Annotated in this window: 22 protein-coding genes; 14 read left to right on the top strand and 8 right to left on the bottom strand. The window is 71.9% G+C overall.

The genetic code is table 11. The features are described 5' to 3' along the window. Positions 1–33: 33 nt before the first annotated feature. From ACYUD3_RS01300 to ACYUD3_RS01290, 3 genes are all read left to right on the top strand, one after another. On the top strand, positions 34–750 hold the full coding sequence (locus ACYUD3_RS01300) for a DUF4142 domain-containing protein (RefSeq protein ID WP_470962075.1): 717 nt from the start codon (positions 34–36) through the stop codon (positions 748–750). Positions 751–849: 99 nt separating this feature from the next. Then, positions 850–1,659 carry a TIGR04222 domain-containing membrane protein gene (locus tag ACYUD3_RS01295; protein ID WP_470962072.1) on the top strand — a complete coding sequence of 270 codons (810 nt, stop codon included), beginning with the start codon at positions 850–852 and terminating at the stop codon, positions 1,657–1,659. A 157-nt stretch (positions 1,660–1,816) separates the two neighbouring features. Then, entirely contained in the window at positions 1,817–3,433 is a 1,617-nt protein-coding gene (locus ACYUD3_RS01290; RefSeq protein WP_470962069.1) for an alpha/beta hydrolase, read from the top strand. Between the two features lie 76 nt (positions 3,434–3,509). Here the strand turns inward: ACYUD3_RS01290 and hemQ are convergent, their stop codons facing one another. Next, on the bottom strand, positions 3,510–4,241 hold the full coding sequence (hemQ, locus tag ACYUD3_RS01285; protein ID WP_470962066.1) for a hydrogen peroxide-dependent heme synthase: 732 nt from the start codon (positions 4,239–4,241) through the stop codon (positions 3,510–3,512). Between the two features lie 5 nt (positions 4,242–4,246). Continuing rightward, on the bottom strand, positions 4,247–5,701 hold the full coding sequence (gene hemG / locus ACYUD3_RS01280) for a protoporphyrinogen oxidase (RefSeq protein WP_470962063.1): 1,455 nt from the start codon (positions 5,699–5,701) through the stop codon (positions 4,247–4,249). Between the two features lie 156 nt (positions 5,702–5,857). On the opposite strand from hemG, the gene ACYUD3_RS01275 reads away from it, so the two are divergent. Continuing rightward, a complete protein-coding gene (locus ACYUD3_RS01275) occupies positions 5,858–6,808 on the top strand; it encodes a DUF4349 domain-containing protein (RefSeq protein WP_470962060.1) in 951 nt (316 codons plus the stop codon). Between the two features lie 10 nt (positions 6,809–6,818). Beyond that, a complete protein-coding gene (locus ACYUD3_RS01270; RefSeq protein WP_470962057.1) occupies positions 6,819–8,234 on the top strand; it encodes an FAD-dependent oxidoreductase in 1,416 nt (471 codons plus the stop codon). 102 nt (positions 8,235–8,336) lie between these two features. Here ACYUD3_RS01270 and ACYUD3_RS01265 read toward each other — a convergent pair whose 3' ends face one another. After that, positions 8,337–8,600 (bottom strand): hypothetical protein, encoded by a 264-nt coding sequence (locus ACYUD3_RS01265; RefSeq protein WP_470962054.1) that lies wholly within the window; start codon positions 8,598–8,600, stop codon positions 8,337–8,339. A 125-nt stretch (positions 8,601–8,725) separates the two neighbouring features. Between ACYUD3_RS01265 and ACYUD3_RS01260 the strand changes: the two genes are divergently transcribed. Continuing rightward, the gene (locus ACYUD3_RS01260; protein ID WP_470962051.1) at positions 8,726–9,538 is read left to right on the top strand and encodes a rhomboid family intramembrane serine protease; all 813 of its coding nucleotides are present in this window, start codon (positions 8,726–8,728) and stop codon (positions 9,536–9,538) included. A 77-nt stretch (positions 9,539–9,615) separates the two neighbouring features. On the opposite strand, the gene hemE is transcribed toward ACYUD3_RS01260, so the two are convergent. Then, the gene (hemE, locus tag ACYUD3_RS01255) at positions 9,616–10,683 is read right to left on the bottom strand and encodes a uroporphyrinogen decarboxylase (protein ID WP_470962048.1); all 1,068 of its coding nucleotides are present in this window, start codon (positions 10,681–10,683) and stop codon (positions 9,616–9,618) included. 153 nt (positions 10,684–10,836) lie between these two features. On the opposite strand from hemE, the gene ACYUD3_RS01250 reads away from it, so the two are divergent. The 3 genes from ACYUD3_RS01250 to ACYUD3_RS01240 all read left to right on the top strand — a co-directional run bounded on the left by ACYUD3_RS01250 (position 10,837) and on the right by ACYUD3_RS01240 (position 13,962). Then, a complete protein-coding gene (locus ACYUD3_RS01250; protein WP_470962045.1) occupies positions 10,837–11,490 on the top strand; it encodes a DUF3000 domain-containing protein in 654 nt (217 codons plus the stop codon). 272 nt (positions 11,491–11,762) lie between these two features. Next, a complete protein-coding gene (locus ACYUD3_RS01245) occupies positions 11,763–12,425 on the top strand; it encodes a LuxR C-terminal-related transcriptional regulator (RefSeq protein ID WP_470962042.1) in 663 nt (220 codons plus the stop codon). Between the two features lie 226 nt (positions 12,426–12,651). Then, a complete protein-coding gene (locus ACYUD3_RS01240; RefSeq protein ID WP_470962039.1) occupies positions 12,652–13,962 on the top strand; it encodes a ribonuclease D in 1,311 nt (436 codons plus the stop codon). Positions 13,963–14,027: 65 nt separating this feature from the next. Here ACYUD3_RS01240 and ACYUD3_RS01235 read toward each other — a convergent pair whose 3' ends face one another. The 3 genes from ACYUD3_RS01235 to ACYUD3_RS01225 are packed head-to-tail and all read right to left on the bottom strand — an operon-like array spanning position 14,028 to position 17,034. Further along, complete coding sequence (locus ACYUD3_RS01235; protein WP_470962036.1) at positions 14,028–14,858, bottom strand: carbohydrate ABC transporter permease; 831 nt, start codon at positions 14,856–14,858, stop codon at positions 14,028–14,030. Next, on the bottom strand, positions 14,855–15,721 hold the full coding sequence (locus ACYUD3_RS01230) for a carbohydrate ABC transporter permease (RefSeq protein ID WP_470962033.1): 867 nt from the start codon (positions 15,719–15,721) through the stop codon (positions 14,855–14,857). Before ACYUD3_RS01230 ends, ACYUD3_RS01235 begins: the two co-directional genes overlap by 4 nt. Further along, positions 15,721–17,034: an ABC transporter substrate-binding protein gene (locus ACYUD3_RS01225; RefSeq protein ID WP_470962030.1), complete on the bottom strand. Its 1,314-nt coding sequence runs from the start codon at positions 17,032–17,034 to the stop codon at positions 15,721–15,723. Before ACYUD3_RS01225 ends, ACYUD3_RS01230 begins: the two co-directional genes overlap by 1 nt. Positions 17,035–17,189: 155 nt before the next feature. On the opposite strand from ACYUD3_RS01225, the gene ACYUD3_RS01220 reads away from it, so the two are divergent. The 5 genes from ACYUD3_RS01220 (at position 17,190) to ACYUD3_RS01200 (ending at position 24,521) form a co-directional block, all read left to right on the top strand. Then, positions 17,190–19,559 carry a glycoside hydrolase family 2 protein gene (locus ACYUD3_RS01220; protein ID WP_470962027.1) on the top strand — a complete coding sequence of 790 codons (2,370 nt, stop codon included), beginning with the start codon at positions 17,190–17,192 and terminating at the stop codon, positions 19,557–19,559. Then, positions 19,556–20,596, top strand: a complete 1,041-nt coding sequence (locus ACYUD3_RS01215) for a LacI family DNA-binding transcriptional regulator (RefSeq protein WP_470962024.1) — start codon at positions 19,556–19,558, stop codon at positions 20,594–20,596. Before ACYUD3_RS01220 ends, ACYUD3_RS01215 begins: the two co-directional genes overlap by 4 nt. 130 nt (positions 20,597–20,726) lie before the next feature. After that, entirely contained in the window at positions 20,727–21,944 is a 1,218-nt protein-coding gene (locus ACYUD3_RS01210) for a thiolase family protein (RefSeq protein ID WP_470962021.1), read from the top strand. Beyond that, positions 21,941–24,079, top strand: coding sequence for a 3-hydroxyacyl-CoA dehydrogenase NAD-binding domain-containing protein (locus ACYUD3_RS01205; RefSeq protein ID WP_470962018.1), 2,139 nt, complete (start codon positions 21,941–21,943; stop codon positions 24,077–24,079). Before ACYUD3_RS01210 ends, ACYUD3_RS01205 begins: the two co-directional genes overlap by 4 nt. A gap of 73 nt (positions 24,080–24,152) precedes the next feature. Further along, the gene (locus ACYUD3_RS01200) at positions 24,153–24,521 is read left to right on the top strand and encodes a PIN domain-containing protein (protein ID WP_470962016.1); all 369 of its coding nucleotides are present in this window, start codon (positions 24,153–24,155) and stop codon (positions 24,519–24,521) included. A gap of 3 nt (positions 24,522–24,524) precedes the next feature. Here the strand turns inward: ACYUD3_RS01200 and ACYUD3_RS01195 are convergent, their stop codons facing one another. Further along, complete coding sequence (locus ACYUD3_RS01195) at positions 24,525–26,000, bottom strand: amino acid permease (protein ID WP_470962012.1); 1,476 nt, start codon at positions 25,998–26,000, stop codon at positions 24,525–24,527. Between the last annotated feature and the right edge of the window lie 133 nt (positions 26,001–26,133).

Here is a 26,133-nt window from a genome sequence, read left to right as displayed (position 1 = left end):
CAATGCACGCACACCGAACCCGTACGAGGCACCATGCGAACGCGCCAACGGGACCGGAGCTGGGGCAGGAACCTCCTCAGCGGCACCGGCGTCATCATCGTCGGCCTGGCCGCGACGCTGGCGGCGCTGATCTTCCCGGTCTGGTCGTACGCGGACCGCGCGAACACCGGCGCCGCCGGCCCGGCCGACACCCTCAGCGCCCAGACGGTGGCGACCCAGTTCGGGCCGCTGTCGGCGCTGGACCGGGAGTTCGTCGAGAAGGTCAGACTGGCGGGGCTGTGGGAGCTGCCGGCTGGGCGGCAGGCGGAGCAGAAGGGCACGACGGCGGCCGTACGGACGGCGGGTGAGCACCTGGTCGAGGGGCACACCTTCCTGGACGGGCGGGTCCGCAGCGTCGCCGCCCGCCTGGGCATCGCCCTGCCGGACCAGCCGACGGCCCAACAGCAGCAGTGGCTGGGTGAGTTGACGATCGCTCAGGGGACCACGTACGACTGGGAGTTCGCCAACATCCTGCGCCTGGCGCACGGAAAGGTCTTCTCGGTCGTGGCGCAGGTCCGCGCGAGCACCCGCAACTCGTTGGTGCGCGACCTGGCGGACGACGCCAACACCACGGTCCTGGACCACATCAAGGTCCTGGAGGCCACGGGGTACGTCGACTTCGACGCGATGGCCCGGGACACGACCGTGGCGTCCCCGCCGCCCCTCACGCCGCCCTCCGCCCCGCCGGCCACCCCTGGTTACGCCCCCTGAGCGGACCGAGGGAAACGGAATGTCACATACCCACAACGCTCGGTTCTGATTATGGACAAGGTGTGGCGTTTCTCGGGGCAAATGGCATAGAAACGCGGCATGTTCTGGGTCCTTCTGCTCCTTCTGGCCTGGACCGTCGCGGGCGCGGCGAGCACCCGGCTGTACCTTGCCACCGTCGACGCGGCGGCCGTGGGCGCGAACGGCCGGGCGGCTGCGGCGCACGACCGCCCGGGACCCGAACTGACGCTGTACGAGGCGGCGTTCCTCGCCGGCGGCCCCGCGCGGGTCGCCGATCTGACGCTGGTGTCGATGGCGCGCGGGCACCGGCTGCTGCTCGCGCACACCGGCTGGGCGAGCGTCGTCGACCCGCGCGGGCGCGACGAGTTGGAGCGCGCGGTGCTCAACGCCCTCGGCCCGGAGGGGCAGTTGAGGATCACCCCGTTACGGGCCCGCGCGGCCCGCGCCGACGCCGTACGCGCCCTGGCCGACCGGCTGCTGGACGCGGGGCTCGCGGTGCCGGACGGGGCGCGGACGACGGTGACGGCGGGGGTGCGGCGGGTGTGGGCCGCCGCCGGGGTCGTGCTGCTGCTGGGCGGCGCCGCGCTGCTGACTCCGAGCGCGCCGGGCGGGATGCCCGATCCGCTGGTCGCCCTCTGGTTCGGCCTGCCGCTGGCGCTCACCCTGAGCTGCCTGGCGACCGTACGCGTCGAACTCCCGGCGTACGCCCGCTGGGCCTCCCCCGCCGGGCGCCGGCTGCTCGACGCCATGCCGCTTCAGCCCTGGCCGGACGACGACCACGCGTATCTCGCGTGCGTGGCGTTACGGGGCATCCAGGTCATCGACGAGCCGGATCTGCGGGCGGCGTTCGCCCATGGGGACGGGCATCACTGGTACGAGCGCATCTCTTGACGCACGCCCCATAGGAGGCTGTCCGCCCCGGCGTGCGCCGACCGCCCCAGGGGGCGCATCGGAAGCATTGGCGCCGACACCCCCCTAGGTGCTTGCCTTCCCCCGCCCCCGAACCAAACATCCCTTTTGTCGCCGCCGCGCACCGAAGGGACCCCATATGAGAGCCGTCGCCGTCCAATCGGCCGCAGGAGCCCTGCTGCTGACCGCTCTGGCGGCCGTTCCGGCGGGCGGGGCGCCCGGGTCCCTGCCGGGCGCCGCGGAGGCGCGTGGGGCCGCTCAGGCGGCCGTACGGGCCGCTTCCGAGGGCGTCGTGTTCGGCGCCTGCCCGGACGCCAAGGACCTGCCGGGCAGCATGACGTGCGGGACGGTGAAGGTGCCCCTGGACTACGCCCGCCCCGATGGGCCGCAGCTCTCCCTGGCCGTCAGCCGGGTCGCGGCGACGCAGAAGGACCCCGGCGACAGCAAGCGCAAGGTGCCCCGCCAGGGCGCGCTGGTCTACAACCCGGGCGGGCCCGGCGGTTCGGGCCGGTACTTCCCGCTGGTGGGCCTGCTCCCGAAGTGGAAGCGCCTGGCCGCCGCCTACGACCTGGTGGGCTACGACCCGCGCGGGGTGGGCCGTTCGGCGCCGCTGTCCTGCCAGGACCCGGGCCGCTCGTCCAAGGGCCCGCAGCCCGCCCCGGTGCACCCCTCGGAGCCGTACAAGCAGGAGCGCATCACGCAGGCGAAGGCCTACGCGCGCGGGTGCGCCGAGCGGGGCGGGGAACAGCTGCGGCACTACCACTCGCTGAACAACGCGCGCGACCTGGACGTCATCCGCGCGGCGCTCGGCGAGGAACGGCTGACCTACATGGGCGCCTCCTACGGCACCTACTTCGGCGCCCTGTACGCCCGCCTGTTCCCCTCCCATGTGCGCCGCATGGTCTTCGACGCGCCCGTCGACCCGGACCCGGCCCAGATCTGGTACCGCAACAACCTGGACCAGTCGATGGCCTTCGAGAGCCGCTGGACGGACCTGCGGGAGTGGATCGCGCGCCATGACGACGTGTACGGCCTCGGCGCCACCGAGGGAGCCGTGCAGGGCAGTTACGAGCGCGCGCGGGCGATGCTGGCGGCAGAGCCGGCGGGCGGCAAGGTCGGGCCGCGCCAGTTGCAGGGGGCGTTCCTCATGGCCGCGTACTACGACGACTACTGGCCGCCCCGCGCGCGGGCGCTGTCGGAGTACCTGAAGGGCCGGCCGGAACAGCTGGTCGCGCTGGCCGGTCCGGTGCCGGGGGCGGCCGCCGAGGCGGAGAACTCCAACGCCGTCTACACGGCTGTGGAGTGCAACGACGCTCCCTGGCCGACGGACTGGCAGGTGTGGGACCGGGACAACACCCGCCTCGCGCGCGTGGCGCCGTTCGAGACGTGGGACAACGTGTGGGCGAACCTGCCGTGCGCGTACTGGGCGGGGCCCCGGCAGCGGCCCCTGGACGTGCGGACCGGTCCGGGCGAGGTGGCGCCGACGCTGATCCTGGCGGCCGAGCGGGACGCGGCGGCGCCCTATCAGGGGGCGCTGGAGCTGCACCGCAGGCTCGCGGGTTCGGTGCTGGTGACCGAGCGGGACGCGGGCTCCCACGGGATCGCGGGCGGGCCCAACGCGTGCGTGCACCGCTATCTGGAGGACTATCTGCTGGCGGGGCGGCTGCCGTCGCGGGAGGCGTCCTGCAAGCCGCACAGGGAGCCGGAGGCGGTGGCGGACCGTCCCGCCGAGGGGACGGTCCGCGCGGGGCGCTGAGAGGCTTTCAGGGGCCTTGCGGGCGCCGGGTGCCCGCAGGCTTCGGGGGCCTCGCGGGCGCCTTGCAGGCTCCGGTTCAGGCGAGGCCGGCGACCAGGTCGGCGATGTCCTTGCGGCGGCCCGTGAAGAACGGGACCTCCTCGCGGACGTGCCGGCGGGCCTCGGAGGCGCGCAGGTGACGCATGAGGTCGACGATGCGGTACAGCTCGTCGGCCTCGAAGGCGAGCAGCCACTCGTAGTCGCCCAGGGAGAACGAGGCGACCGTGTTGGCGCGCACGTCGGGGAAGCCGCGGGCCATCTTGCCGTGGTCGGCGAGCATGCGGCGGCGGTCCTCGTCGGGCAGCAGGTACCACTCGTAGGAGCGCACGAAGGGGTAGACGCTGACGTAGTTGCGCGGCGTCTCGTCGGCGAGGAACGCCGGGATGTGCGAGCGGTTGAACTCGGCCGGGCGGTGCAGCGCCATGTTGGACCACACGGGCGTGAGGGCGCGGCCCAGCTTCGTGCGGCGGAAGAGGTTGTACGCCTCCTGGAGCTGGTCGCTGTCCTCGGCGTGCCACCAGATCATCAGGTCGGCGTCGGCGCGCAGCCCGGACACGTCGTAGGTGCCGCGGACGGTGACGTCCTTGGCGGCGAGCTGGTCGAACAGCTCCTGGACCTCGTCGGCGAAGCCCGCGCGGTCCTCGGGGAGGACGTCCTTCAGCTTGAAGACGGACCAGAGGGTGTAGCGGATGACCTCGTTGAGGTCCTTGGCCAGCTTGCCCTTGTTGGGGATCCTGCCGGGCTCGGTGGTGGGGGCGTGGTCACTCATGGCTCTCATTCTCCCGCTCCGCCGTGAAGGCTCTGCACCGGGTGCGCCGCCAGCTCCTGGAGCGCGCTCAGGTCGCCCTCCAGCTGGTCCACGGCGGCTTTCGCGCTCGCGATGCACGCGGGGATGCCGACGCCGTCGTACTGGGCGCCGCAGACGGCGAGGCCGGGGAGTTTGGCGATGTGTTCGCGGATGCGGGCCACGCGCGTGTGGTGGCCGACCGGGTACTGCGGGAGGCCGTCGGTCCAGCGGACCACGCGGGTCTCCAGGGGGGCGGCGTCGAGGCCGGTGGCCTCCTTGAGGTCGTACCGGGAGAGGGCGACCAGGTCGGCGTCGTCGCGGCCGAGGATCTCCGTCTCGCCGTAGCGGCCCATGGAGGTGCGCAGGACCAGCACGCCGGGGTCCTCGTCGGCGACCCAGCCCCACTTCTGGGAGGAGAACGTGGACGCCTTGATGGTGTGCCCGTCGACCGGCGGGACGAGGAAACCGCTGCCCTCGGGCAACCGGGCGTCCACGCGGCGGTAGGCGAGGGTGACGAGGGCCATGGACGCGTACTCGATGGCCCGCAGACCGGCGGCGGCCTCGGGGGACTCGTCGGCGAGCAGGGCGGCGGCCACGGGCGCGGGGACGGCGACGACGACCGCGTCGGCGGCGAGGACCTGCCCGCCCGCGGTGACCTGCCAGCCGTCGGCGTCCCTGCGCAGGGCGGTGACCGGGGTGCCGGTGCGGATCTCGCCCCCGCGCGCGCGGATCGCGTCGGCGACGGCGAGGGGCAGCGAGCCGACGCCGCCCTGGATGCCCATGAAGACGGGCCCGGTCTGCTGGTTGGCGGCCATCTTGGCCTGGAGCGCGCGGACGCCTTCGGTGAGCGAGGTGTGGTTCTTGGCGACCTGGAAGAGCTGGGGGACGGCCGAGCGCATCGAGATGCGGTAGACGTCGCCCGCGTAGACGCCGCTCAGCAGGGGCTCCACGACCCGGTCGACGACCTCGCGGCCGAGGCGCTCGGCGACGTACTCGCCGACCGCGACGTCGTCGCCGACCTCGGTGCGCGGCAGGTCGGCGTCGCGCCCGATGCGGGCGAGGCCTTCGTCGGACAGCACGCCCGCGAGGGCGTCGGCGGTGCCGGGGACGCCCATCACGTGGCCCTTGGGCATGGGGCGCAGGGCGCCTCGGGTCCACAGGGAGGCGCTGGCCGTGGCGGGCGGCTGGAGGCGGTCGGCGAGGCCCACCTCGCGCGCGAGGGCGACGGCTTCGGGGCGGCGGGCCAGCATCGACTCGGCGCCGAAGTCCGTGCGCACCCCGGCGATCTCGCCGGGCAGCAGCTTGCCGCCGACCCTGCCCGCCGCCTCCAGGACCGTCACGCGCGCTCCGCGCTCCAGCAGCCGGTGGGCCGCGGTGAGACCCGCGATCCCGGCTCCGACGACAACGACCTGGGCCGCCCGGCCCGTACCTGCTGCGCTCATGCCTCCACCCTCTCAGACGCCACTGACAGTGCCATGAGCGGCATGTGGCCCGCGTGAGTCCGGACCGTGACCGCATCGGGACCCGGGCCGGGCCAACGTTCCGGGCGGGTCCGGTGTCGAAGTGGCGACAGCCGTCGCAGAGTTGGGGGACCCACCATGACGTCGCACCGCCCCGCACGCCACCGCCCCGCACGCCACCGCGCCTGGGCCGCGCTCCTGTTCGCGACCGCCCTCGCCCTCACCGGATGCAGCTCCTCCGACGAGGGCTCCTCGAAAGCGGCCACCGGCAGCAGGGCCGACGCCCCGGCGGGCACCGCCCGGGAGGACGTGGGCTCGGACACTGCGGATTCCGGCACCTCCGGGACGTCGGGCGCTTCCGGAACCTCCGGCTCCAAGGCGACCGCCCCTCCCAAGACCGCCGCGAACATCGTCCGCACCGCCGCCCTGACCGTCCGCGTCACGGACGTCGACAAGGCCCTCGCCACGGCCCGTACGGCGACCTCCGGCGCGGGCGGCTACGTCGGCGACGAGACCACCACCCGCGACGCGGACGACACCCCGCACACCGAGCTCGTCCTGCGCGTCCCCGTCGAGCGCTACGACGCCGTCCTGAACGCCCTCCAGGGCACCGGCACCCTCCTGGAGCGCACCGCGAAGGCCGAGGACGTCACCGGCCAGGTCGTCGACGTGGACAGCCGCGTACGCACCCAGCGCGCCAGCGTCGCGCGCGTACGTGCGCTGATGGACCGGGCGGACGGCCTGAGCGACATCGTCAGCCTGGAGAGCGAACTGAGCCGCCGCGAGGCCGACTTGGAGGCGCTGCTGGCCCAGCAGGCGTCCCTGAAGGACCGCACCACGCTGGCGACGGTCACCCTGACCCTCACCGAGGCACCCGCGCGCAAGGCGGCGGAGCAGGACGACGGCCCCGGGGTCCTGGACGCCCTCTCCGGCGGCTGGGACGTCTTCGTGTCCGCCCTGCGCTGGATCGTGGTCGCCCTGGCCGCGGCGGCGCCGTTCCTGGCGACGGCGGCCCTGCTCGCCCTGGTCTGGCTCCGCCTGATCCGCCCGCGCCTGCCGCGCGACCGCGCATCCCGCACCCGCCCGTAGCGTTGCCCTTATGAGCAACAGCGCGCGGGAGCGACTGATCGTGATCGGCGGGGACGCGGCGGGCATGTCGGCCGCGTCCCAGGCCCGTCGGGCGAAGGGGCCGGACGAGCTGGAGGTGGTGGTGTTCGAGCGCGGGCACTTCACCTCGTACTCGGCGTGCGGCATCCCCTACTGGGTCGGCGGTGACGTCCCCGCGCGGGACGACCTCATCGCCCGCACCCCGGAGGAACACCGCGCGCGGGGCATCGATCTGCGGCTGCGCACCGAGGTCACGGAGATCGACGTGGCCGCACGACGCGTACGCGCGCGGGCCGTCGATCCAGCACCCGCCGCCCCGGGCGACACCCAGGACACCTACTGGATGCCGTACGACAAACTCGTCATCGCGACCGGCGCCCGCCCCGTGCGGCCCGACATCCCGGGCATCTCCGCGCCCGGGGTGCACGGGGTGCAGACCCTGGACGACGGGGAGGCGCTGATCGGGACGCTCTCCCGCGCGCGGGGGCGGCGGGCGGTGGTCGTGGGGGCCGGGTACATCGGCGTCGAGATGGCCGAGGCGCTGGTCAACCGGGGTTTCGAGGTGACGGTCGTGAACCGGGGCGCGGAGCCGATGTCCACCCTGGACCCGGACATGGGGCGGCTGGTGCACACGGCCATGGAGGGGCTGGGCATCACCATGGTGAACGGCGCCGAGGTGACCGCGCTGCGCACCGGGGCCGACGGCCACGTCCGCGCGGTGGCCACCAAGGACACCGAGTACCCGGCGGACGTCGTCGTCCTGGGCATCGGCGTCCGCCCCGAGACCACCCTCGCCGAGGCGGCGGGCCTGCCCCTGGGCGAGCACCAGGGGCTGCTGACCGATACGGGCATGCGCGTGCGCGGGTACGACGACATCTGGGCCGGCGGTGACTGCGTGGAGGTGCACGACCTGGTCTCCGGGCAGGAGCGGTACGTGCCGCTGGGCACGCACGCCAACAAGCACGGGCAGATCATCGGGACGAACGTCACCGGGGGCCGGGCCCGGTTCCCGGGGGTGGTCGGGACGGCCGTCAGCAAGGTGTGCGCCCTGGAGATCGCCCGCACCGGCCTGCGGGAGAAGGACGCGGTGCGCGCGGGGCTGGCGTACGAGGCGGTGACGGTGGAGTCGACGAGCCGGGCCGGGTACTACCCGGGGGCCGCGCCGATGACGGTGAAGATGCTCGTGGAGGCGCTGACGGGCCATCTGCTGGGCGTTCAGATCGTCGGGCGGGAGGGGGCCGCCAAGCGGGTCGACATCGCCGCTGTGGCCCTCACGGCGGGTCTGACGGCCCAGCGGATGACGACCCTGGACCTCGGCTACGCGCCGCCGTTCAGCCCGGTGTGGGACCCGGTGCTGGTGGCGGCGCGCAAGGCGGCCGTGAAGACGGGCGGCTACTCGGTGGGGTGAGCCCCGCCGAAAGCCCCGTGAGCCCCGTCGAAAGCCCCGTCAGAAGCTCCCGGAACGCCCCCTCCGCAGAGCCCCCGGGACCCCCGGAACCCCCGAAGATCCTCAGGCCGTCCCCGTCAGCCTCGGCAGTGCCGACACCGCCGCCGCCTGTTCGACCGGCTTGGCGTGCGCGGCCGGGATCGGGCGGGTGCGCAGGCGGTGGCTGGCCGCCTCGTCGAGGGTCACCGGGCGCTGCATCTGCGAGGCGAGCCGCCCCGCCTCCTGGCCCAGCCTGGCCACGTCCTCCCAGGGGAGGCGGATCACCAGCGACAGTTCGGCCTCCCCGTCGGGCAGGGCCTGCATCGGGGGAGTCACTCGGTCGTTCATCGCCTGTTCCTCACGTCGTCCCCGCGGATCGCCTTCCCCACGCCGCGGGCGGTTGCCGAGTCATACGCACGCGCGCGGACGGGCGTTCACCGGTTCGTCCGGCCCGTCGCGGGCACTAGTCCTGTGTGGTCATCCCCGTCCATGACGTGAACCCGGTGCGCCGCACGCCGGTGGTGACGTACGCGCTGATCGCGGCGAACGTGCTCGTCTTCCTGTGGATGCCGGGTCTGGCAGGCACGGTGAAGGGCGACAGCGCTCTGGCACAGACGTGCCACCTGCACGCCTTCCTCGAACACTGGGCGGCCGTCCCGCGCGAGCTGATCCACCACCAGATGCCCACGCTGGTGCCGACCGGCGAGGTCCGCGCGGGCGGCTGTCTCCTCGGCCCCGCGCACTACACCAAGTCGCCGCAGCTGAGCGTGTTCACGGCGATGTTCCTGCACGGCGGCTGGCTGCATCTGCTGGGCAACATGCTGTTCCTGCTGATCTTCGGCAACAACATCGAGGACCGCATGGGGCACGTGCGCTTCGCGCTGTTCTACGTGGTCTGCGGCTACGCGGCGGCGTACGGCTTCGCGCTGGCCAACCCCCGTTCCGCCGAGACGCTGATCGGCGCGTCCGGGGCGATCGCGGGGGTGCTGGGCGCCTATCTGGTGCTGTATCCGAAGGCCCGCGTATGGGTGCTGGTGCCGTTCCTGGTGTTCCTGCCGCTGCGGCTGCCGGCCTGGCTGGTGCTGGGCTCCTGGTTCGCGCTCCAGGCGTTCTACTCGGCCGGTGACGGGGTGTCGGCGGCCGGGACGGTGGCGTACGCGGCGCACGTCGTGGGGTTCGTCGTCGGCATGCTGCTGGCGTGGCCGCTGAAACGGGGCACTCCCCCGCCGCCGGACCCGCGCGGCCTGCTGTTCGGCAGACGCGCACGGACCCGGTACAGCTGGTGACGGCCTCTTTAAAGCGCTTCAGCCCGACTTAAAGCGCTTTAACCGAACCGCGCCCCCGCTTAAAACGCTTTAACCCCTCAACGAGCCGTCTGGGTATGCACGTACTCCGCGAGCCGGCTGAGCGCGTCCGGGTCGGTCGTCGGCATGACCCCGTGCCCGAGGTTGAAGACGTGCCCTTCGAGTCCGGCCGCGCTGTCGAGGACCTCGCGGGTCTTGGCCTCGACGGCGGCGGTGCCGGCAAACAGGACGGTCGGGTCGAGGTTGCCCTGGAGCGCCTTGCCGGGGCCGACGCGGCGGGCGGCCTCGTCGAGCGGGACGCGCCAGTCGACGCCGACGACGTCCGCGCCCGCCTCGCCGAGCAGGGGCAGCAGCTCGCCCGTGCCGACGCCGAAGTGGATGCGCGGGACGCCGTACCCGGCGACGGCGTCGAAGACCTTCGCCGAGGCCCGCATGACCGAGCGGCGGTAGTCGGCGGGCGAGAGGGCGCCGGCCCAGGAGTCGAAGAGCTGCACGGCGGAGGCGCCGGCCTCGATCTGGACCTTGAGGAACGCGGCCGTGATGTCGGCGAGCCGGTCGAGGAGGTCGGCCCACAGCTCGGGGTCGCCGTACATCATCGACTTGGCGTTCTCGTAGGTCCGCGACGGGCCGCCCTCGACGAGGTAGCTCGCGAGGGTGAAGGGGGCGCCGGCGAAGCCGATCAGGGGGGTGGCGCCGAGTTCGGCGGTGAGCAGACCGATGGCCTCGGTGACGTAGGTGACGTCCTCGGGGGTGAGGTCGCGCAGCTGCGCGAGGTCCGCGCGGGTGCGGATCGGGCGCTCGACGACGGGTCCGACGCCGGGCTTGATGTCGAGGTCGACGCCGATGGCCTTGAGGGGCACGACGATGTCGCTGTAGTAAATCGCCGCGTCCACGTTGTGCCGGCGCACGGGCTGGAGGGTGATCTCCGTGACCAGCTCGGGGCGGGTGCAGGACTCCAGCATGGGGATGCCTTCGCGCACCTTGCGGTACTCGGGCAGGGAGCGGCCGGCCTGCCGCATGAACCACACGGGCGTGTGCGGCACGGGCTCACGCCGGCACGCCTTCAGGAAGGGGCTGTCGTACGTCGCTGTCGGCGGTTGGCCCGCGGGGCTCTCGTTCGCACTCACGACGGCAAGTCTCGCACGCCCCGCCGACGGCCCCGACGGGCGTCCCCCGCAGGCCGTCCCCACGCGCGTGTTCGCCGAGCGCGCACCCGCGCGCGGGCCGTGCACGGGTGTCTTGCCCTGCGCGAAGCGCCGGTTCCCCTTACTCTTCCCCGCATGGCTGCGGCTCAGGGACGACTGTCGGACGGCGCTGGGATGGACGACGCGAACGGGGGGGACCGGGAGTCCCCGCCGGCTTTCCGGGCTGCCGTGGAGGCGCTGCGGTCGGCGCGGCCGCGCCCGCAGATCGAGGTGGAGACGGCACCGGCGCCGCAGCGGCTCGCGCCGTACGCGTACGCGCTGGAGGCGACCGTCGTGGACGGCGACCAGGATCTCGCGGACGGGCGGCTGGTGCTGCTGCACGACCCGGCGGGGCACGACGCGTGGCGGGGCACGTTCCGGCTGGTGACGCTGGTGCGGGCGGAGCTGGAGCCGGAGATGGCGGTGGATCCGCTGCTGCCGGACGTGTGCTGGTCGTGGCTGACGGGGGCGCTGCACGCGCGCGGGCTGACGTACGGGGAGCCGAGCGGGACGGTGACGCGGGCGGGTTCGCACTACTTCGGGGGTCTTTCGGCCCGTCCGGCGACCTCGCAGATCGAGATCAGGGCGTCCTGGACGCCGCGTGAGGGTCTTGGCGGGGCGCCGGACGCGGCGGCTCATCTGGCGGCGTGGTGCGACCTCCTGGCACAGGTGGCGGGGCTGCCGCCGGCGGGTCCGGGGGACGCGTCCGTCGTCACACTCCCCCAGCGTCGCGGACCGCAGTCACGCTGATCCAGCCGCGCCTCCCCCGTTCGGGCGTCACTTGGCCATCTCTTTGTCGATACGGCCACTTTCCATCACCCAAGCGCACCCGACCGAACCGACTCGATCTTCGGATGATCGATCGCGTGTCCGAATTGCACGGAATGTTACTCACTAGATCGTGATCATTCTCTAAAGGACGCCGGGCGCCCTGCCGAAGACGACTGTGACCTTGAAAGCACGGTTCGTCCCGGCTTCTTCCCCTCAGTTGAGCCGGCCCCGTCCCGCACCCAGGAGGCCTGGTGTCCGTTCTCCTTGAGCAACCCGCAAGCCTGGTCGCCTACCGCCCGAACAAGCCCACCGCCATGGTGGTCGTGGCCGACCCGCGCGTGCGCTCCACCGTCACTCGTCACCTCTGGGCCCTCGGCGTCCGCGACGTCATCGAGGCCTCGTCCGTCGCGGAGGCCCGGCCCCGCATCGGCAACCCCCGCGACATCTGCGTCGCCGACGTCCACCTCCCCGACGGCTCCGGCCTGACCCTGCTGTCCGAGACCCGGGCCGCGGGCTGGCCCAACGGTCTCGCCCTGTCCGCCGCCGACGACATCGGCGCCGTGCGCAACGCCCTCGCCGGCGGCGTCAAGGGATACGTCGTCACCGGCACCCGGGCCGGCCTGGGCCTGCCCACCCGTCCCGGCGCCGCCCCCATCGGCGCCGCGGCGGCCCGACTGCACCGCCGCCCCCCGGGTGCCCCGAGCCACCCGGGCGGCTACCGCGAGCTGTCGGGCCGTGAGGTGGAGGTCCTGCGGCTCGTCGCCGAAGGCCAGTCCAACAAGGCGATCGGCGTCTCCATGGGCCTCTCCGCCCTGACCGTCAAGAGCCACCTCGCCCGTATCGCCCGCAAGCTCGGCACGGGCGACCGCGCCGGGATGGTCGCCGTCGCCCTGCGTACCGGGATCATCCACTGACCCTCCACCCGGCCACGCGGACGCGTCCGGTCGCTGCGGAACAAGCCGTTCCGACCTGTTTCCCGCAACACCTGACCCGAACCGGTCGACTTCGATCACTTCCGATCTCTACCCGCCCCTATACCGGCTGGCATATGACAAACACCTGACCGGATACGACCCTCCCGAGCCCGCCGACGGAACGTTCCGTCGGCGGGCTCGGGGCCAGCATGGATACCCTTGACAGGTGACCGACGCCCAAGAAACCGCAGCAGCCAGTTCACTGCGAACCACCGGAGGCGCCCCTCCGGACGACGGCGGATCTACTGCTTCCGGGGCGCCGACTCCTGAGCCCACCCCTTTGCTCGAACCGCGCGAGGGCATTCCGCCCGTGATCGCCGACGAAACCGCCCTGGCCCGGGCCGTCGCCGCCTTCGCGGCCGGCACCGGACCCGTCGCCGTCGACGCCGAGCGCGCCTCCGGCTACCGCTACGGACAGCGCGCCTATCTCGTCCAGCTGCGCCGGGCCGGCGCGGGCACCGCGCTCATCGACCCCGTCGCCTGCCCCGACCTCTCCGCGCTCGGCGACGCGCTCGCCGACACCGAGTGGGTGCTGCACGCCGCGACGCAGGACCTGCCCTGCCTGCGCGAGATAGGCATGATCCCCGCCCGGCTGTTCGACACCGAACTCGCGGGCCGGCTCGCCGGGTTCCCCCGCGTCGGGCTCGGCGCGATGGTCGAGAACGTCCTGGGCTACGTCCTGGAGAAGGGCCACTCCGCGGTCGACTGGTCCACCCGCCCGCTGCCCGAGCCGTGGCTGCGCTACGCCGCCCTCGACGTCGAGCTCCTGGTCGACCTGCGCGACGCGCTGGAGAAGGAGCTGGACCGGCAGGGCAAGCTGGAGTGGGCCCGCCAGGAGTTCGACGCGATCGCGTCCGCGCCGCCCGCCGAACCCCGCAAGGACCCCTGGCGGCGTACGTCGGGCATGCACAAGGTGCGCAGGCGGCGGCAGTTGGCGGTGGTGCGGGAGCTGTGGCAGACCCGGGACCGGATCGCGCAGCGGCGGGACGTTTCGCCGGGCAAGGTCCTCTCCGACGCGGCGATCGTGGAGGCGGCCCTGGCGGTGCCGGTGAACGTGCACGCCCTCGCGGCGCTCGGCGGGTTCGGGCACCGGATGGGCCGGCGGCAGCTGGAGCAGTGGCAGGCGGCCGTCGACCGGGCCAAGGCGCTGACCGAGTCGCAGCTGCCGCTGCCCGGCCAGCCCGTCACCGGACCGCCGCCGCCGCGCGCCTGGGCCGACAAGGACCCGGCGGCGGCGGCCCGGCTCAGCGCGGCGCGCGCGGCGGTGTCGGCGCTCGCCGAGCGGCTGAACATGCCGCAGGAGAACCTGATCACGCCGGACACCGTGCGCCGCGTCTGCTGGGAGCCGCCGGCCGGCGCCGACGCCGCGACCGTCGCCGAGGTCCTCGCCCTGCACGGGGCCCGGCCCTGGCAGGTGGAGCTGGTGGCGCCGGTGCTGGTGGAGGCGCTGACCGCCAAGGGAAACGCTTCCTCGTAGGCACCGGTCTCCGGGGGAAACGCTTCCTCCTGAGGATCAGCCGGAATCGGGCGGCGCGGGCCGGATCACCGCGTCGCCCCCCTCATGAACCCGTTGTAGATGAACTTCTGGAGGCTCAGGAAGACGATCAGCGTCGGGAGGATCACCAGGATCGCCCCGGCCGAGATCGTCTCCCAATGGGCCCCGAAAGGGCCTTTGAAGCGGAACAGGGACGTCGAGATCACGCCAAGATCTTGTGACGGCAGGTAGAGGAACGGGATGTAGAAATCGTTGTAGACGGTGATCCCCTTCACGATCACGACCGTCGCGACGGCGGGCCTGAGCAGCGGGAAGATGATCCGCCGGTAGATGGTGAACGCGTTCGCCCCGTCCAGCCGGGCCGCCTCGTCCAGGGAGAGCGGGATCGACCGGATGAACTGGAGGAAGATGTAGATCGAGACGATGTCGGTGCCCATGTAGAGGGCGATCGGCGCCCACAGGGTGTCGAACATGCCGAAGCTGTTGACGATCTGGAAGGTCGCGACCTGCGTGGTGACCCCGGGGACGAGCGCGGCCAGCAGGAACAGCGCCACGACCAGCCCCCGGAAGCGGAACGTGAACCGGTCGATGGCGTAGGCGGTCATCGAACCGATCAGGACGGTCCCCGCGATCGAGACGACCAGGATGACCGCCGTGTTCCCGAACGCGGAGAGCATCCCGCCGTCCCGGAACGCCGTCCCGTAGTTGTGGAAGTTGAGCAGGTCGTCGGGGAGGGTCAGCGCCTGGTCGCCGCGCGTCAGTTCGTCCTCCGTCTTCAGCGACGTCAGCAGGACGACCGCGAGCGGCAGCAGGACGACGGCGCTCGCGAGGAGCAGCGACAAGTAGACCAGGGTACGGGCGAGTCCGCGGCGGGTCATACGAGGTCCACCCTGTCGTCGGGGACGAGCCTGCGCTGCACCCAGGTCACCAGCAGGACGATGAGCAGCAGCACCACCGCGCAGGCCGAGGCGAGGCCCGTCTTGTTGAACTGGAAGGCCAGCTTCACCGTCTGGATGACGAAGGTCTCCGTGCCGGTCGCGCCGCCGGTCATGATGTACGGGATCTCGAAGGCGGACAGCGAGCCGGAGACGGACAGGATGACCGTCAGCGTCAGCACCGGCTTGATGCCCGGCGCGATGATGTACCGGAACTGGTGCCAGCGGTTCGCGCCGTCCAGCTCCGCCGCCTCGTACAGCTCGCCCGGGATGGACTGGATCGCGCCGAGGAACAGCACGAAGTTCAGGCCGAGGTAGCGCCAGACGGAGACGCCGGCCAGGGAGACGTTCGCGGAGACCGGGGTGCCGAGCCAGGCGTGGCCGGTGTGGACGCCGAGCAGCGCGAGCACCGAGTCGAGGGTGCCGCCGTCCTGGAAGAAGTACAGGAACACGAACCCGATCGCGACCCCGTTGATCAGGTACGGGAAGAACAGCACGCCCTTGAAGAAGTTGCGGAACCGGACGTTGAAGCTGAGCACGGTCGCGAAGTACAGCGCGGCCACGATCTGCACGGCGGAGGCGGCCAGGTAGTAGCCGCTGACGAAGAACACCTCGAACAGGTCGGGCCGGGTGACGAGTTCGCGGTAGTTCCCGGCGCCGGTGTAGTGCAGATCGGGGCTGACGCCGTCCCAGTCGGTGAAGCTGTAGCCGACCATGTTGACGATCGGCACGTAGGTGAACGTGATCAGCAGGGCGAGCGGGGCGATCAGGAACAGCCACGGGGTGACACCGCGCCACAGCCGCATCAGGACCCCGCGTTCTTCTGGGCCGCCGCCCACTTCTTGCTGAGGTCGCCGAGGAAGCCGTCCAGGGTGCCGCCACGGGCGCCGCGGGCGAGGTCGACGAGGTCGAGCCGGTAGTCGGGGGCGTAGATGCCGACCTCGGACGCGCTGTCGATCTCCTTGACCCTGGCCCCCATCGAGTCGTCCAGCTCGATGAGCTTCACGCCCGCGTCCTCGTAGGGCTTCAGCACGGCCGGCAAGGGGGCGTTCTTGAGGGGGGAGATCGCCAGGTTGTCCTTGTCGTAGCCGGACTTGTCGGTGAACCAGTCGAGCCAGGCGCGGGCGGCGGGCTTGTTCTTGGAGTGGACGTTGACGGCCTGGTTGTAGTCGGGGCCGATCGTGCCGCAGAACTTTCCGCCGCTCTGCGCGGGGAACGGCATGAAGCCGATGTCGTCGGGGTCGGCGCCGGCCTTCTTCGCGGCGTCCTGGAACTGGATGACCGCCCAGGTGCCGAGCCACTGGGTGGCGATCTGGCCGCGCGCCAACTGGGGTTTCGAGAGTTCCCAGTTGGTGGTGGTGGGGTCCTTCTCGGCGAGGCCCTGCTTGACGATGTCGTAGAGCAGGGTGTCGCCGACGCGCAGGTCCGCGTCCTGGGCCCAGGGGTCGCCGGTCGCGAGCTTGTCGGTGGCCTTCGGGTCGCAGTGGACGGCGCCGTCGACGTAGGTCCAGGACGTCAGGGTCCACTGGGCGGCGAAGTTCGTGTAGTAGGGCGTGGCCTTGGTTCTGTCCTTGATGGCCTTGAGGTCGGTGAGGAACTCGGCGGGGGTGGCGGGCCATGCGGTGACGCCGGCCTCGCGCCAGATCCGCTTGTTGTAGACGAAGCCGGGCAGCACACCGATGGGGCTCTGGCCGTAGACCTTGCCGCCGACGGTGGTGAAGTCCGCGAAGCGGTACTTCTCGCCCCACGCGTCGGCGTCGCCCAGCGAGGCGAAGAACTTGGGGTAGTCGGCCTTCTTGATGACGGCGGGGATCAGCAGGACGTCGCCGTAGTTCTCCGTGTTCATGCGGATCTTGACTTCGGACTCGTAGTTGGTGAGGGCCTGGAACTCGACCTTCACCTTCGGGTACGTCCGGTTGAACGCGGCGGCGTACTTCTTCATCGTGCCGTCCTGGACCAGGTCGGTGCGCTGGGTGAGGACGGTGATGGTGCCGGAGACCCGGTCCGGGTCGGTCGGCGGCTCGGCGGCGGCGCCCTTGGAGGCGGCGCCGGTGGAGGTGCAGCCGGCGGCGAGGAGGGCGGCGCCCGCGGCGAGGGCGAGGAGGGTACGGCGGTTCATGTGCGTCAGCTCCGTTCGAAAGGGGACGGAAGAGCACGTGCGGGGTTGGCTGGTTCGGCACTCTGACAGTGCTGACTCGACCGGTAAAGTCCCATTCCCGCCAAGGATGTGAGGACGCCGCCCGCCCTTCCCGATGGACCGGTTTAGGAGAGCGCATGCTTCAGGCCACACCGCTGCACGACGGCTGGACCCTGCGGCACGAGGGCGCGGAGCTACCGGCGGTGGTGCCGGGCTGCGTGCACACGGACCTGCTGGCCGCCGGGGTCATCCCGGACCCCTTCCTCGGCCGGAGCGAGACCGAGGTCGCGTGGGTCGGCCGGCGCGAGTGGACGTACGAGACCGAGCTGCCCGAGACCGACGGCCACGAGCAGACCGACCTCGTCTTCGAGGGCCTGGACACCGCCGCCGAGATCCGCCTGGACGGCCAACTCCTGGGCCGGGTACGGAACATGCACCGCTCCCACCGCTTCCATGTGACCGGCGCGCACGGCCGGCTGAGCGTACGGTTCGCGTCCGCCTACGCCGAAGCCGAGGCCGTACAAGGGAAGTTGGGCGAACGGCCGGCCGCGTACGCCGAGCCGTACCAGTACCTCCGCAAGATGGCCTGCTCGTTCGGCTGGGACTGGGGGCCGACGCTCGTCACGGCCGGCATCTGGCGGCCGGTCCGGCTCGAGCACTGGTCCACGGCCCGCCTCGCCCGCGTCCGCCCGCTCGTCACCGTCCAAGAGGGCACCGGAGTCGTCGAGTTGCGTATCGAGGTCGAACGCACCCGCGTCGAGGCCGAGTTGGCGGTGGAGGCCCGCGTCGGGGACGTCCGCGTCCGCGCGGCGGTCGCCGGCACCGGCGGCGCCGTGACCCTGCGGGTACCGGACGCCCGGCTGTGGTGGCCGCGCGGGTACGGCGAACAGGCCCTGTACGACGTCGAGTTGACGTTGCTGCACGGCGCGGAGGCGCTGGACGTGTGGCGGCGGCGGGTGGGGTTCAGGACCGTCGGGCTGGACACCTCCGCCGACGCGCACGGCAGCGGGTTCACCCTCTCGGTCAACGGGGAGCGGATCTTCGCGCGGGGCGTGAACTGGATCCCGGACGACGTGTTCCCGTCCCGGGTGACCCGTGAGCGCTACCGGCGGCGGCTGACTCAGGCCGCCGACGCGGGAGTCGACCTCGTCCGCGTGTGGGGTGGCGGGATCTACGAGAGCGGGGACTTCTACGACGCCTGCGACGAACTGGGGCTGCTGGTCTGGCAGGACTTCCCGTTCGCGTGCGCCGCCTACCCGGAGGAGCAGCCGCTGCGGGGCGAGGTGGAGGCGGAGGCCCGGGAGAACGTCGTCCGGCTGATGCCGCATCCCTCGCTCGTGCTGTGGAACGGCAACAACGAGAACCTGTGGGGGTTCCGGGACTGGGGGTGGGAGGCCCGGCTGGGCGGGGACTCCTGGGGGGAGGGGTACTACCTGGGGCTGCTGCCGCGTGTCGTCGCGGAGTCGGACCCTACGCGGCTCTATACGGCGGGCAGCCCCTGGTCGGGGTCCTGGGCGCACCACCCGAACGACCCCGCGCACGGCACCCATCACTCCTGGGAGGTGTGGAACCGGGCCGACTACAGCGCGTACCTGGATGAAGTCCCCCGGTTCGTGGCCGAGTTCGGCTGGCAGGCGCCGCCCGCCTGGGCGACGCTGCGGCGGGCGCTGCCCGGTGAAGAACTCGCCCCGGACTCCCCCGGGATGCTGCACCACCAGAAGGCCGAGGACGGGAACGGGAAGCTGGCGCGGGGGCTCGCACCCCATTTCGCCCTCGCCGAAGGGGACTTCGACCGCTGGCACTATCTGACCCAGGTCAACCAGGCGCGGGCGGTGGCCACCGGGGTCGAGCACTGGCGGTCGCACTGGCCGGTGTGTGCGGGGGCCGTCGTGTGGCAGCTCAACGACTGCTGGCCGGTGACGAGTTGGGCCGCGATCGACGGGGACGGGCGGGAGAAGCCGCTCTACCACGAGCTGCGGCGGCTGTACGCGGACCGGCTGCCGACCTTCCAACTCCGGGAGGGGCGGCTGGTGTTGGTGTGCGTCAACCAGGGGGGCGAGGAGTGGCGGGGGGTCGTACGGCTGCGGCGGGTGACCGTCGACGGGGTGGTCATGGATGAGGAGAGGGTCCGATTCGCCGTCGGGAGAAGGGCCGTTGTCCAGTTGCCGGTCGCCTCCGAGCTGGTCCCGGGCAGTGCGCGGGAGTTCCTCGTCGCGGACGTCGACGGGCTGCGCGCCCTGCACTTTCCCGTCGCCGACCGTGAGATCCCTTATCCCGAGCCGAAGTTCGAGGTCTCCGTCGCCCCCGGTGCGGTGACCGTGACCGCGCTGACCCTCGTCCGGGACCTGCTGCTCCAGGCCGACCGGATCGGGCCCGAAGTCCGGGCGGACCGGGGGCTGTTGACGCTGCTGCCCGGGGAGAGCGCCACGATCGGTGTCGCGAACTGGGACGCCCCGGACGCCGTGCTCGCGCGGGCCGCGCTGTACTGCCAGGAGCCCGCTCGATGACGGTTCCCCGGGTGACCATAAGGGACGTCGCCGCGCGCGCCGGGGTGTCCAAGGGGGCCGTGTCGCTGGCGTTCAACCACAAGCCGGGGCTCTCCGAGGCGACCCGGGACCGGATCTTCGCCGCCGCGCGGGAGCTGGGGTGGGCGCCGAGCCTGACGGCGCGGTCGCTCGCGGGGGCGCGCGTGGACGTCGTGGGGCTCGCGATCTGCCGGCCCGCGCGGATGCTCGGGCTTGAGCCGTTCTACATGGAGTTCGTGTCCGGGGTGGAGAGTGTGCTCATCGGGCACTCCTGTTCGCTGCTGCTGCGGCTGGTCAAGAGTGTCGAGGAGGAGGCCGGGCTGCTGGAGGAGTGGTGGCGGGGGCGGCAGATCGGGGGGTCGATCCTGGTGGACTTCCGGGCCGGCGATCCCCGGGTCGGTGTCGCCTCGCGGCTCGGGCTGCCCGTCGTCGCCGTGGGGCACCCCTCGCTGACCGCGCCGCTCACCGCCGTGTGGACCGACGACGCCGCCGCGATGACCGAGGCGGTGCGGTATCTCGGGGCGCTGGGGCACCGGCGGGTGGCGCGGGTCGCGGGGGCGGCGGAACTCGGGCACACCGCGATCCGGGGGGACGCGTTCGCCGCCACCGTAAGGGAGTTGGGGCTTCTCGGGGTGCAGGTGGGGACCGATTACTCCGGGGAGGCGGGGGCCCGGGCCACCCGGTCGCTGCTGACGGCGGCGCCCGCCGACCGGCCTACGGCGATCGTGTACGACAACGACATCATGGCGGTCGCCGGGCTGTCCGTGGCCGCCGAGATGGGGGTGCGGGTGCCGGCGGACGTGTCGCTGCTGGCGTGGGACGACTCGCAGTTGTGCCGGCTGACGCATCCGACGCTGTCGGCGATGCGGCACGATGTGCACGGGTTCGGGGCGGAGGCGGCCCGGACGCTGTTCGGGGTGATCCTGGGCGAGGACCAGGGCTCGCATCAGGTGCCGACCCCGGTGCTGACGCCCCGCGGGTCCACCGCGCCGCCGCTGAAGGACGTCACTTCCGTGTGACCTTCGCCGCTCCCACCCCCAGGACTGTGCAGTCACGTTACCGGCAAGTAGCATGGGTCCTGAGCGCCCGCTCAGCGATGTAGCGAAGCGCCGCGCAGCAGTGCCGTCCCGCACCTGGAGGAGAGCCATCGTGCCTCGTACCGTCAGGGACGTCGTCTTCGTCGACGGCGTCCGCACCCCGTTCGGCAAGGCGGGCCCGAAGGGCATCTACCACGAGACCCGCGCCGACGACCTGGTCGTGAAGGCGATCCGGGAGCTGCTGCGCCGCAACCCGGGTCTCGACCCGAAGAAGATCGACGAGGTCGCCATCGCCGCGACCACGCAGATCGGTGACCAGGGCCTCACCATCGGCCGCACGGCGGGCATCCTCGCCGGGCTCCCCCAGTCGGTCCCGGGCTACTCCATCGACCGCATGTGCGCCGGCGCCCTGACGGCCGTCACCACGGTCGCCGGTTCGGTGGCGTTCGGCGCGTACGACATCGCCGTCGCGGGCGGTGTCGAGCACATGGGCCGCCACCCGATGGGCGAGGGCGTCGACCCGAACCCGCGGTTCGTCTCCGAGAAGCTGGTGGACGAGTCGGCCCTGTTCATGGGCATGACCGCGGAGAACCTGCACGACCGCTACCCGCAGATCAGCAAGCTGCGCGCGGACGAGTACGCGGTGCGCTCGCAGGAGAAGGCCGCGAAGGCGTACGCGGACGGCAAGATCCAGGCCGACCTGGTCCCGATCTCCGTGCGGCGCACCAACCCTGAAGGCGGCGAGACGGGCTGGGGCCTGGTCACCGCCGACGAGCCGATGCGGCCGGGGACGACGCTGGAGAACCTGGCCGGGCTGAAGACGCCGTTCCGCGTCCACGGCCGGGTCACCGCCGGTAACGCGGCGGGTCTGAACGACGGCGCGACCGCGTCCCTGATCGCGTCGGAGGACTTCGCGCGCGAGAACGGCCTGCCGGTCAAGATGCGCCTGGTCGCCTACTCCTTCGCGGGCGTGGAGCCGGAGGTCATGGGCTACGGCCCGATCCCGGCCACCGAGAAGGCCCTCGCGCAGGCCGGCCTGTCCATCGGGGACATCGGCCTGTTCGAGATCAACGAGGCGTTCGCCGTGCAGGTCCTGGCGTTCCTGGACCACTACGGCATCGCGGACGACGACGCGCGCGTCAACCAGTACGGCGGCGCGATCGCGTTCGGCCACCCGCTGGCCTCCTCCGGCGTCCGGCTGATGACGCAGCTGGCCCGCCAGTTCGAGGACCAGCCGCACGTCCGCTACGGCCTGACCACGATGTGCGTCGGCTTCGGCATGGGCGCGACGGTCATCTGGGAGAACCCGCACTTCGAGGGGGACAAGTGAGCACCACCGCTGAGCTGTTGAAGGGCGCGGCCGAGCTGTTCCCCGACGAGGTCGTCACGTCGGCGCACGTACGCCACCTCGACCTCCCCTTCGGCGCGGGCCGCTTCGCGCTGATCACGCTGGACAACGGCCTGGACCACACCAAGCCGACGACGTTCGGCCCGGCGTCGCTGGCGAAGCTGGACGCCGCCCTCGACCAGGTCGAGGCGGAGGCCGCCGCCGGTGAGATCGTCGGCGCCGGCGTCACCGGCAAGCCGTTCATCTTCGCCGTCGGCGCCGACCTCAAGGGCGTCGAGCTGCTGAAGGAGCACGAGCACGCGCTGGCCATCGGCAAGGGCGGGCACGAGGTCTTCAAGCGGCTCGCGACGCTGGCCGTGCCGACGTTCGCGTACTACAACGGCGCCGCCATGGGCGGTGGCGTCGAGGTCGGCCTGCACTGCGCGTACCGCACGGTCTCCAAGGCGATCCCCGCGTTCTCGCTGCCCGAGGTCTTCCTCGGGCTCGTCCCGGGCTGGGGCGGCTGCACGCTGCTGCCGAACCTGATCGGCGCCGAGAAGGCCGTCTCGGTGATCGTCGAGAACAGCCTGAACCAGAACAAGCAGCTCAAGGGTCAGCAGGTCTTCGACCTCGGGATCGCCGACGCGCTCTTCGAGGGCGCCGACTTCCTGGAGCAGTCGCTGATCTGGACCGCGCGGGTCCTCAACGGTGACGTCGAGGTCGAGCGCCCGGCGGTCGACCGGGGCGCGGCCTGGGACGAGGCCGTCGCCAAGGGCCGCGCGTTCGCGGACTCCAAGGTGCACGGCGCGGCCCCGGCCGCCTACCGCGCCCTGGACATCGTCGCCGCCGCGAAGAACGGCGACCTCCAGCAGGGCTACGACGCCGAGGACACCGCTCTCGCCGACCTGATCATGGGCGGGGAACTGCGGGCCGGCATCTACGCGTTCAACCTGGTGCAGAAGCGCGGCAAGCGGCCGGCCGGCGCCCCGGACAAGTCGCTGGCGCGTCCGGTCGGCAAGGTCGGGGTCGTCGGCGCCGGTCTGATGGCCTCCCAGCTCGCGCTGCTGTTCCTGCGCCGCCTCGAGGTGCCGGTCGTGCTGACCGACATCGACCAGGAGCGCGTCGACAAGGGCGTCGGGTACGTCCACGCCGAGATCGAGAAGCTGCTCGGCAAGGGCCGGATCAACCAGGACAAGGCCAACCGGCTGAAGGCCCTGGTCAGCGGGGTCCTCGACAAGGCCGACGGGTTCGCGGACGCGGACTTCATCATCGAGGCCGTGTTCGAGGAGATCGGTGTCAAGCAGCAGGTGTTCGCGGAGGTCGAGGCGGTCGCCCCGGCGCACGCGATCCTCGCCACCAACACCTCTTCGCTCTCCGTCTCCGAGATGGCGTCGAAGCTGAAGCACCCCGAGCGGGTCGTCGGCTTCCACTTCTTCAACCCGGTCGCCGTCCTGCCGCTGCTCGAGATCGTGCGCGGCGAGCTGACCGACGACGCCTCGCTGGCCACGGCGTTCGCCGTCGCCAAGAAGCTGAAGAAGACGGCCGTTCTCGTCAAAGACGCGCCCGCGTTCGTCGTGAACCGCGTCCTCACCCGGTTCATGGGCGAGGTGCAGAACGTCATCGACGAGGGCACGCCGGTCGCGGTCGCGGAGAAGGCGGTGGAGCCGCTGGGGCTGCCGATGTCCCCGCTGGTCCTGCTGGAGCTGGTCGGCCCGGCCATCGGGCTGCACGTCTCCGAGACCCTGCACCGCGCGTTCCCGGACCGGTTCACGGTCTCCGAGAACCTCGCGGCCGTCGTCAAGGCCGGCAAGCGCGGGTTCTACGTCTACGCGGCGGAGAACGGCTTCAAGCCGGAGCTCGACCCCGAGGTCGCCGCGCTCCTCAAGCAGGGCGACTCCGTCCTCACCGAGGAGCAGGTCCTCGCGCGCGTCCTCGAAGCGGTCGCCCAGGAGATCGGGCTCATGCTCGACGAGGGGGTCGTGGCCGAGGCCCAGGACATCGACCTCTGCCTGCTCACCGGCGCCGGCTGGCCCTTCCACCTCGGCGGGGTCACGCCGTACCTGGACCGGTCGGGCGTGTCGGAGAAGGTGAACGGGAAGCGGTTCCTGGCGCCCGGGGTGGCGTCGGTTCCGGCGTAGTCCCCAGGTATGTCAAGAGGGCCCTCGCGCAGGACGCGGGGGCCCTCTCCCGCTTCCGTGGGACGCTGGCCGTATGGAAGAGATGCCGCTGCTTGTGATCGTCGACGGGGCCAATGTGGTCGGTTCGGTACCGGACGGCTGGTGGCGGGACCGGCGCGGGGCCGCCGAACGGCTGCGCGATCAGCTGGCCGAGCGGGGGGTTCCCGGGTACGCGGGTCCCGTCGAGGTGGTGCTGGTGGTGGAGGGGGCCGCTCGGGGGGTGGAGTCGGTGCCGGGGGTCCGGGTGGAGTCGGCGCCGGGGAGCGGGGACGATCATATGGTCGCGCTGGTCGCGAGGGCCGGCGGGCGGGCCTGTCTGGTCGTCACCGCCGACCGGGAACTCCGGCGCAGGGTAGGTGAGTTGGGGGCGGAGGTGGCAGGGCCGCGCACGGTGCGGCCCTGAATCTCACGCCTCTTTGCCCAGCCTGCTGTGCGACCTCCCGTACAGGAAGTACACCGCGCACCCGATCACCATCCAGATCCCGAACCTCAGCCACGTCTCCGCCGGCAGGTTCAGCATCAGCCACAGGGACGCGCCCACCGACAGGATCGGGATGACCGGGACCCAGGGGGTGCGGAAGGCGCGGGGGAGGTCGGGGCGGGCGTTCCTGAGGAGGACCACGCCGATCGCGACGACGATGAACGCGAACAGGGTCCCGATGTTGACCAGTTCGGCCAGTTCGCTGAGCGGGGTGAAGCCGGCGACGATCGCGATGATCACGCCGAGCAGGATGGTCGGCTTGTACGGGGTCTGGAACCGCGGGTGGACCTCGGAGAAGGTGCGCGGCAGCAGCCCGTCCCGGCTCATCGCGAAGAACACGCGGGTCTGGCCGAGCAGCAGGATCATGCAGACGGTGGTGAGCCCGACGGCCGCCCCGAAGCTGATGAACCCCGCGTACCAGGGGTGCCCGGTCGCTTTGAACGCGTCGGCGAGCGGCGCTTTGACGGAGAGCTCGGTGTAGTGCTGCATGCCGGTGACGACGACGGACACGGCGACGTAGAGCACGGTGCAGATGAACAGCGAGCCGAGGATGCCGCGCGGCACGTCACGCTGCGGGTTCTTGGTCTCCTCGGCGGCGGTGGCGACGACGTCGAAGCCGATGAAGGCGAAGAACACGACGGAGGCGGCGGTGAAGATGCCGAGGAGGCCGAAGTTGGAGGGCGCCCAGCCGAACATGAGCTGGATCAGCGGCGCCTTGAGGTCGCCGCCCGCCTCGACGGGCTGTGACTTCGGGATGAAGGGGTGGTAGTTGGCGCCCTTGACGAAGAACGCGCCCGCGATGATGACGACCAGCACGACGGTCACCTTGATCGCGACGACGACGGAGGTCACGCGTGCGGAGAGCTTGGTGCCGAGGACGAGGATGCCGGTGAGGACGAGGACGAGGACGGCGGCGAGGATGTCGAAGCCGAAGCCGTGGGCGCCGTCCCGGCCGCCGAGCGCCTCCGGGAGCTGCCAGCCGGCGTTGGACAGCAGCGAGGAGATGTACCCGGACCAGCCGACGGCCACGACCGCCGTGCCGAGCGCCAGTTCCAGGACGAGGTCCCAGCCGATGATCCAGGCGGGCAGTTCACCGAGGGAGGCGTAGGAGAAGGTGTACGCGGAGCCGGCCACCGGGACGGTGGAGGCGAACTCGGCGTAGCAGAGCGCGGCGAGCGCGCAGACGACGCCGGCGACGACGAAGGCGAGGGCGGTGGCGGGGCCCGCGTTGTTCCTGGCGACGGTGCCGGTGAGGACGAAGATGCCGGTGCCGATGACGACACCGACGCCGAAGACCGTGAGGTCGAGCGCCGACAGGGAGCGGCGCAGCTGATGTGCGGGCTCCTCGGTGTCCCGGATGGACTGCTCGACCTTCTTCGTCCGGAAGAGACTGTTGTTCATGCGGCTGTACCTCCCACGCCTAGGGGCGTAGGTCGTATGCCCGGCCGGAAGGTCACGTAACGCAAATGGGCCGGTCCCGTCACTCGTTGTCATGACGGAAGCGGCCCATCCGGGCGTGTCGCAAGCGGGAAAG

It is taken from the genome of Streptomyces sp. AMJ-169, assembly GCF_055597585.1.
This window is presented reverse-complemented; position numbering and strand designations above follow the sequence as displayed.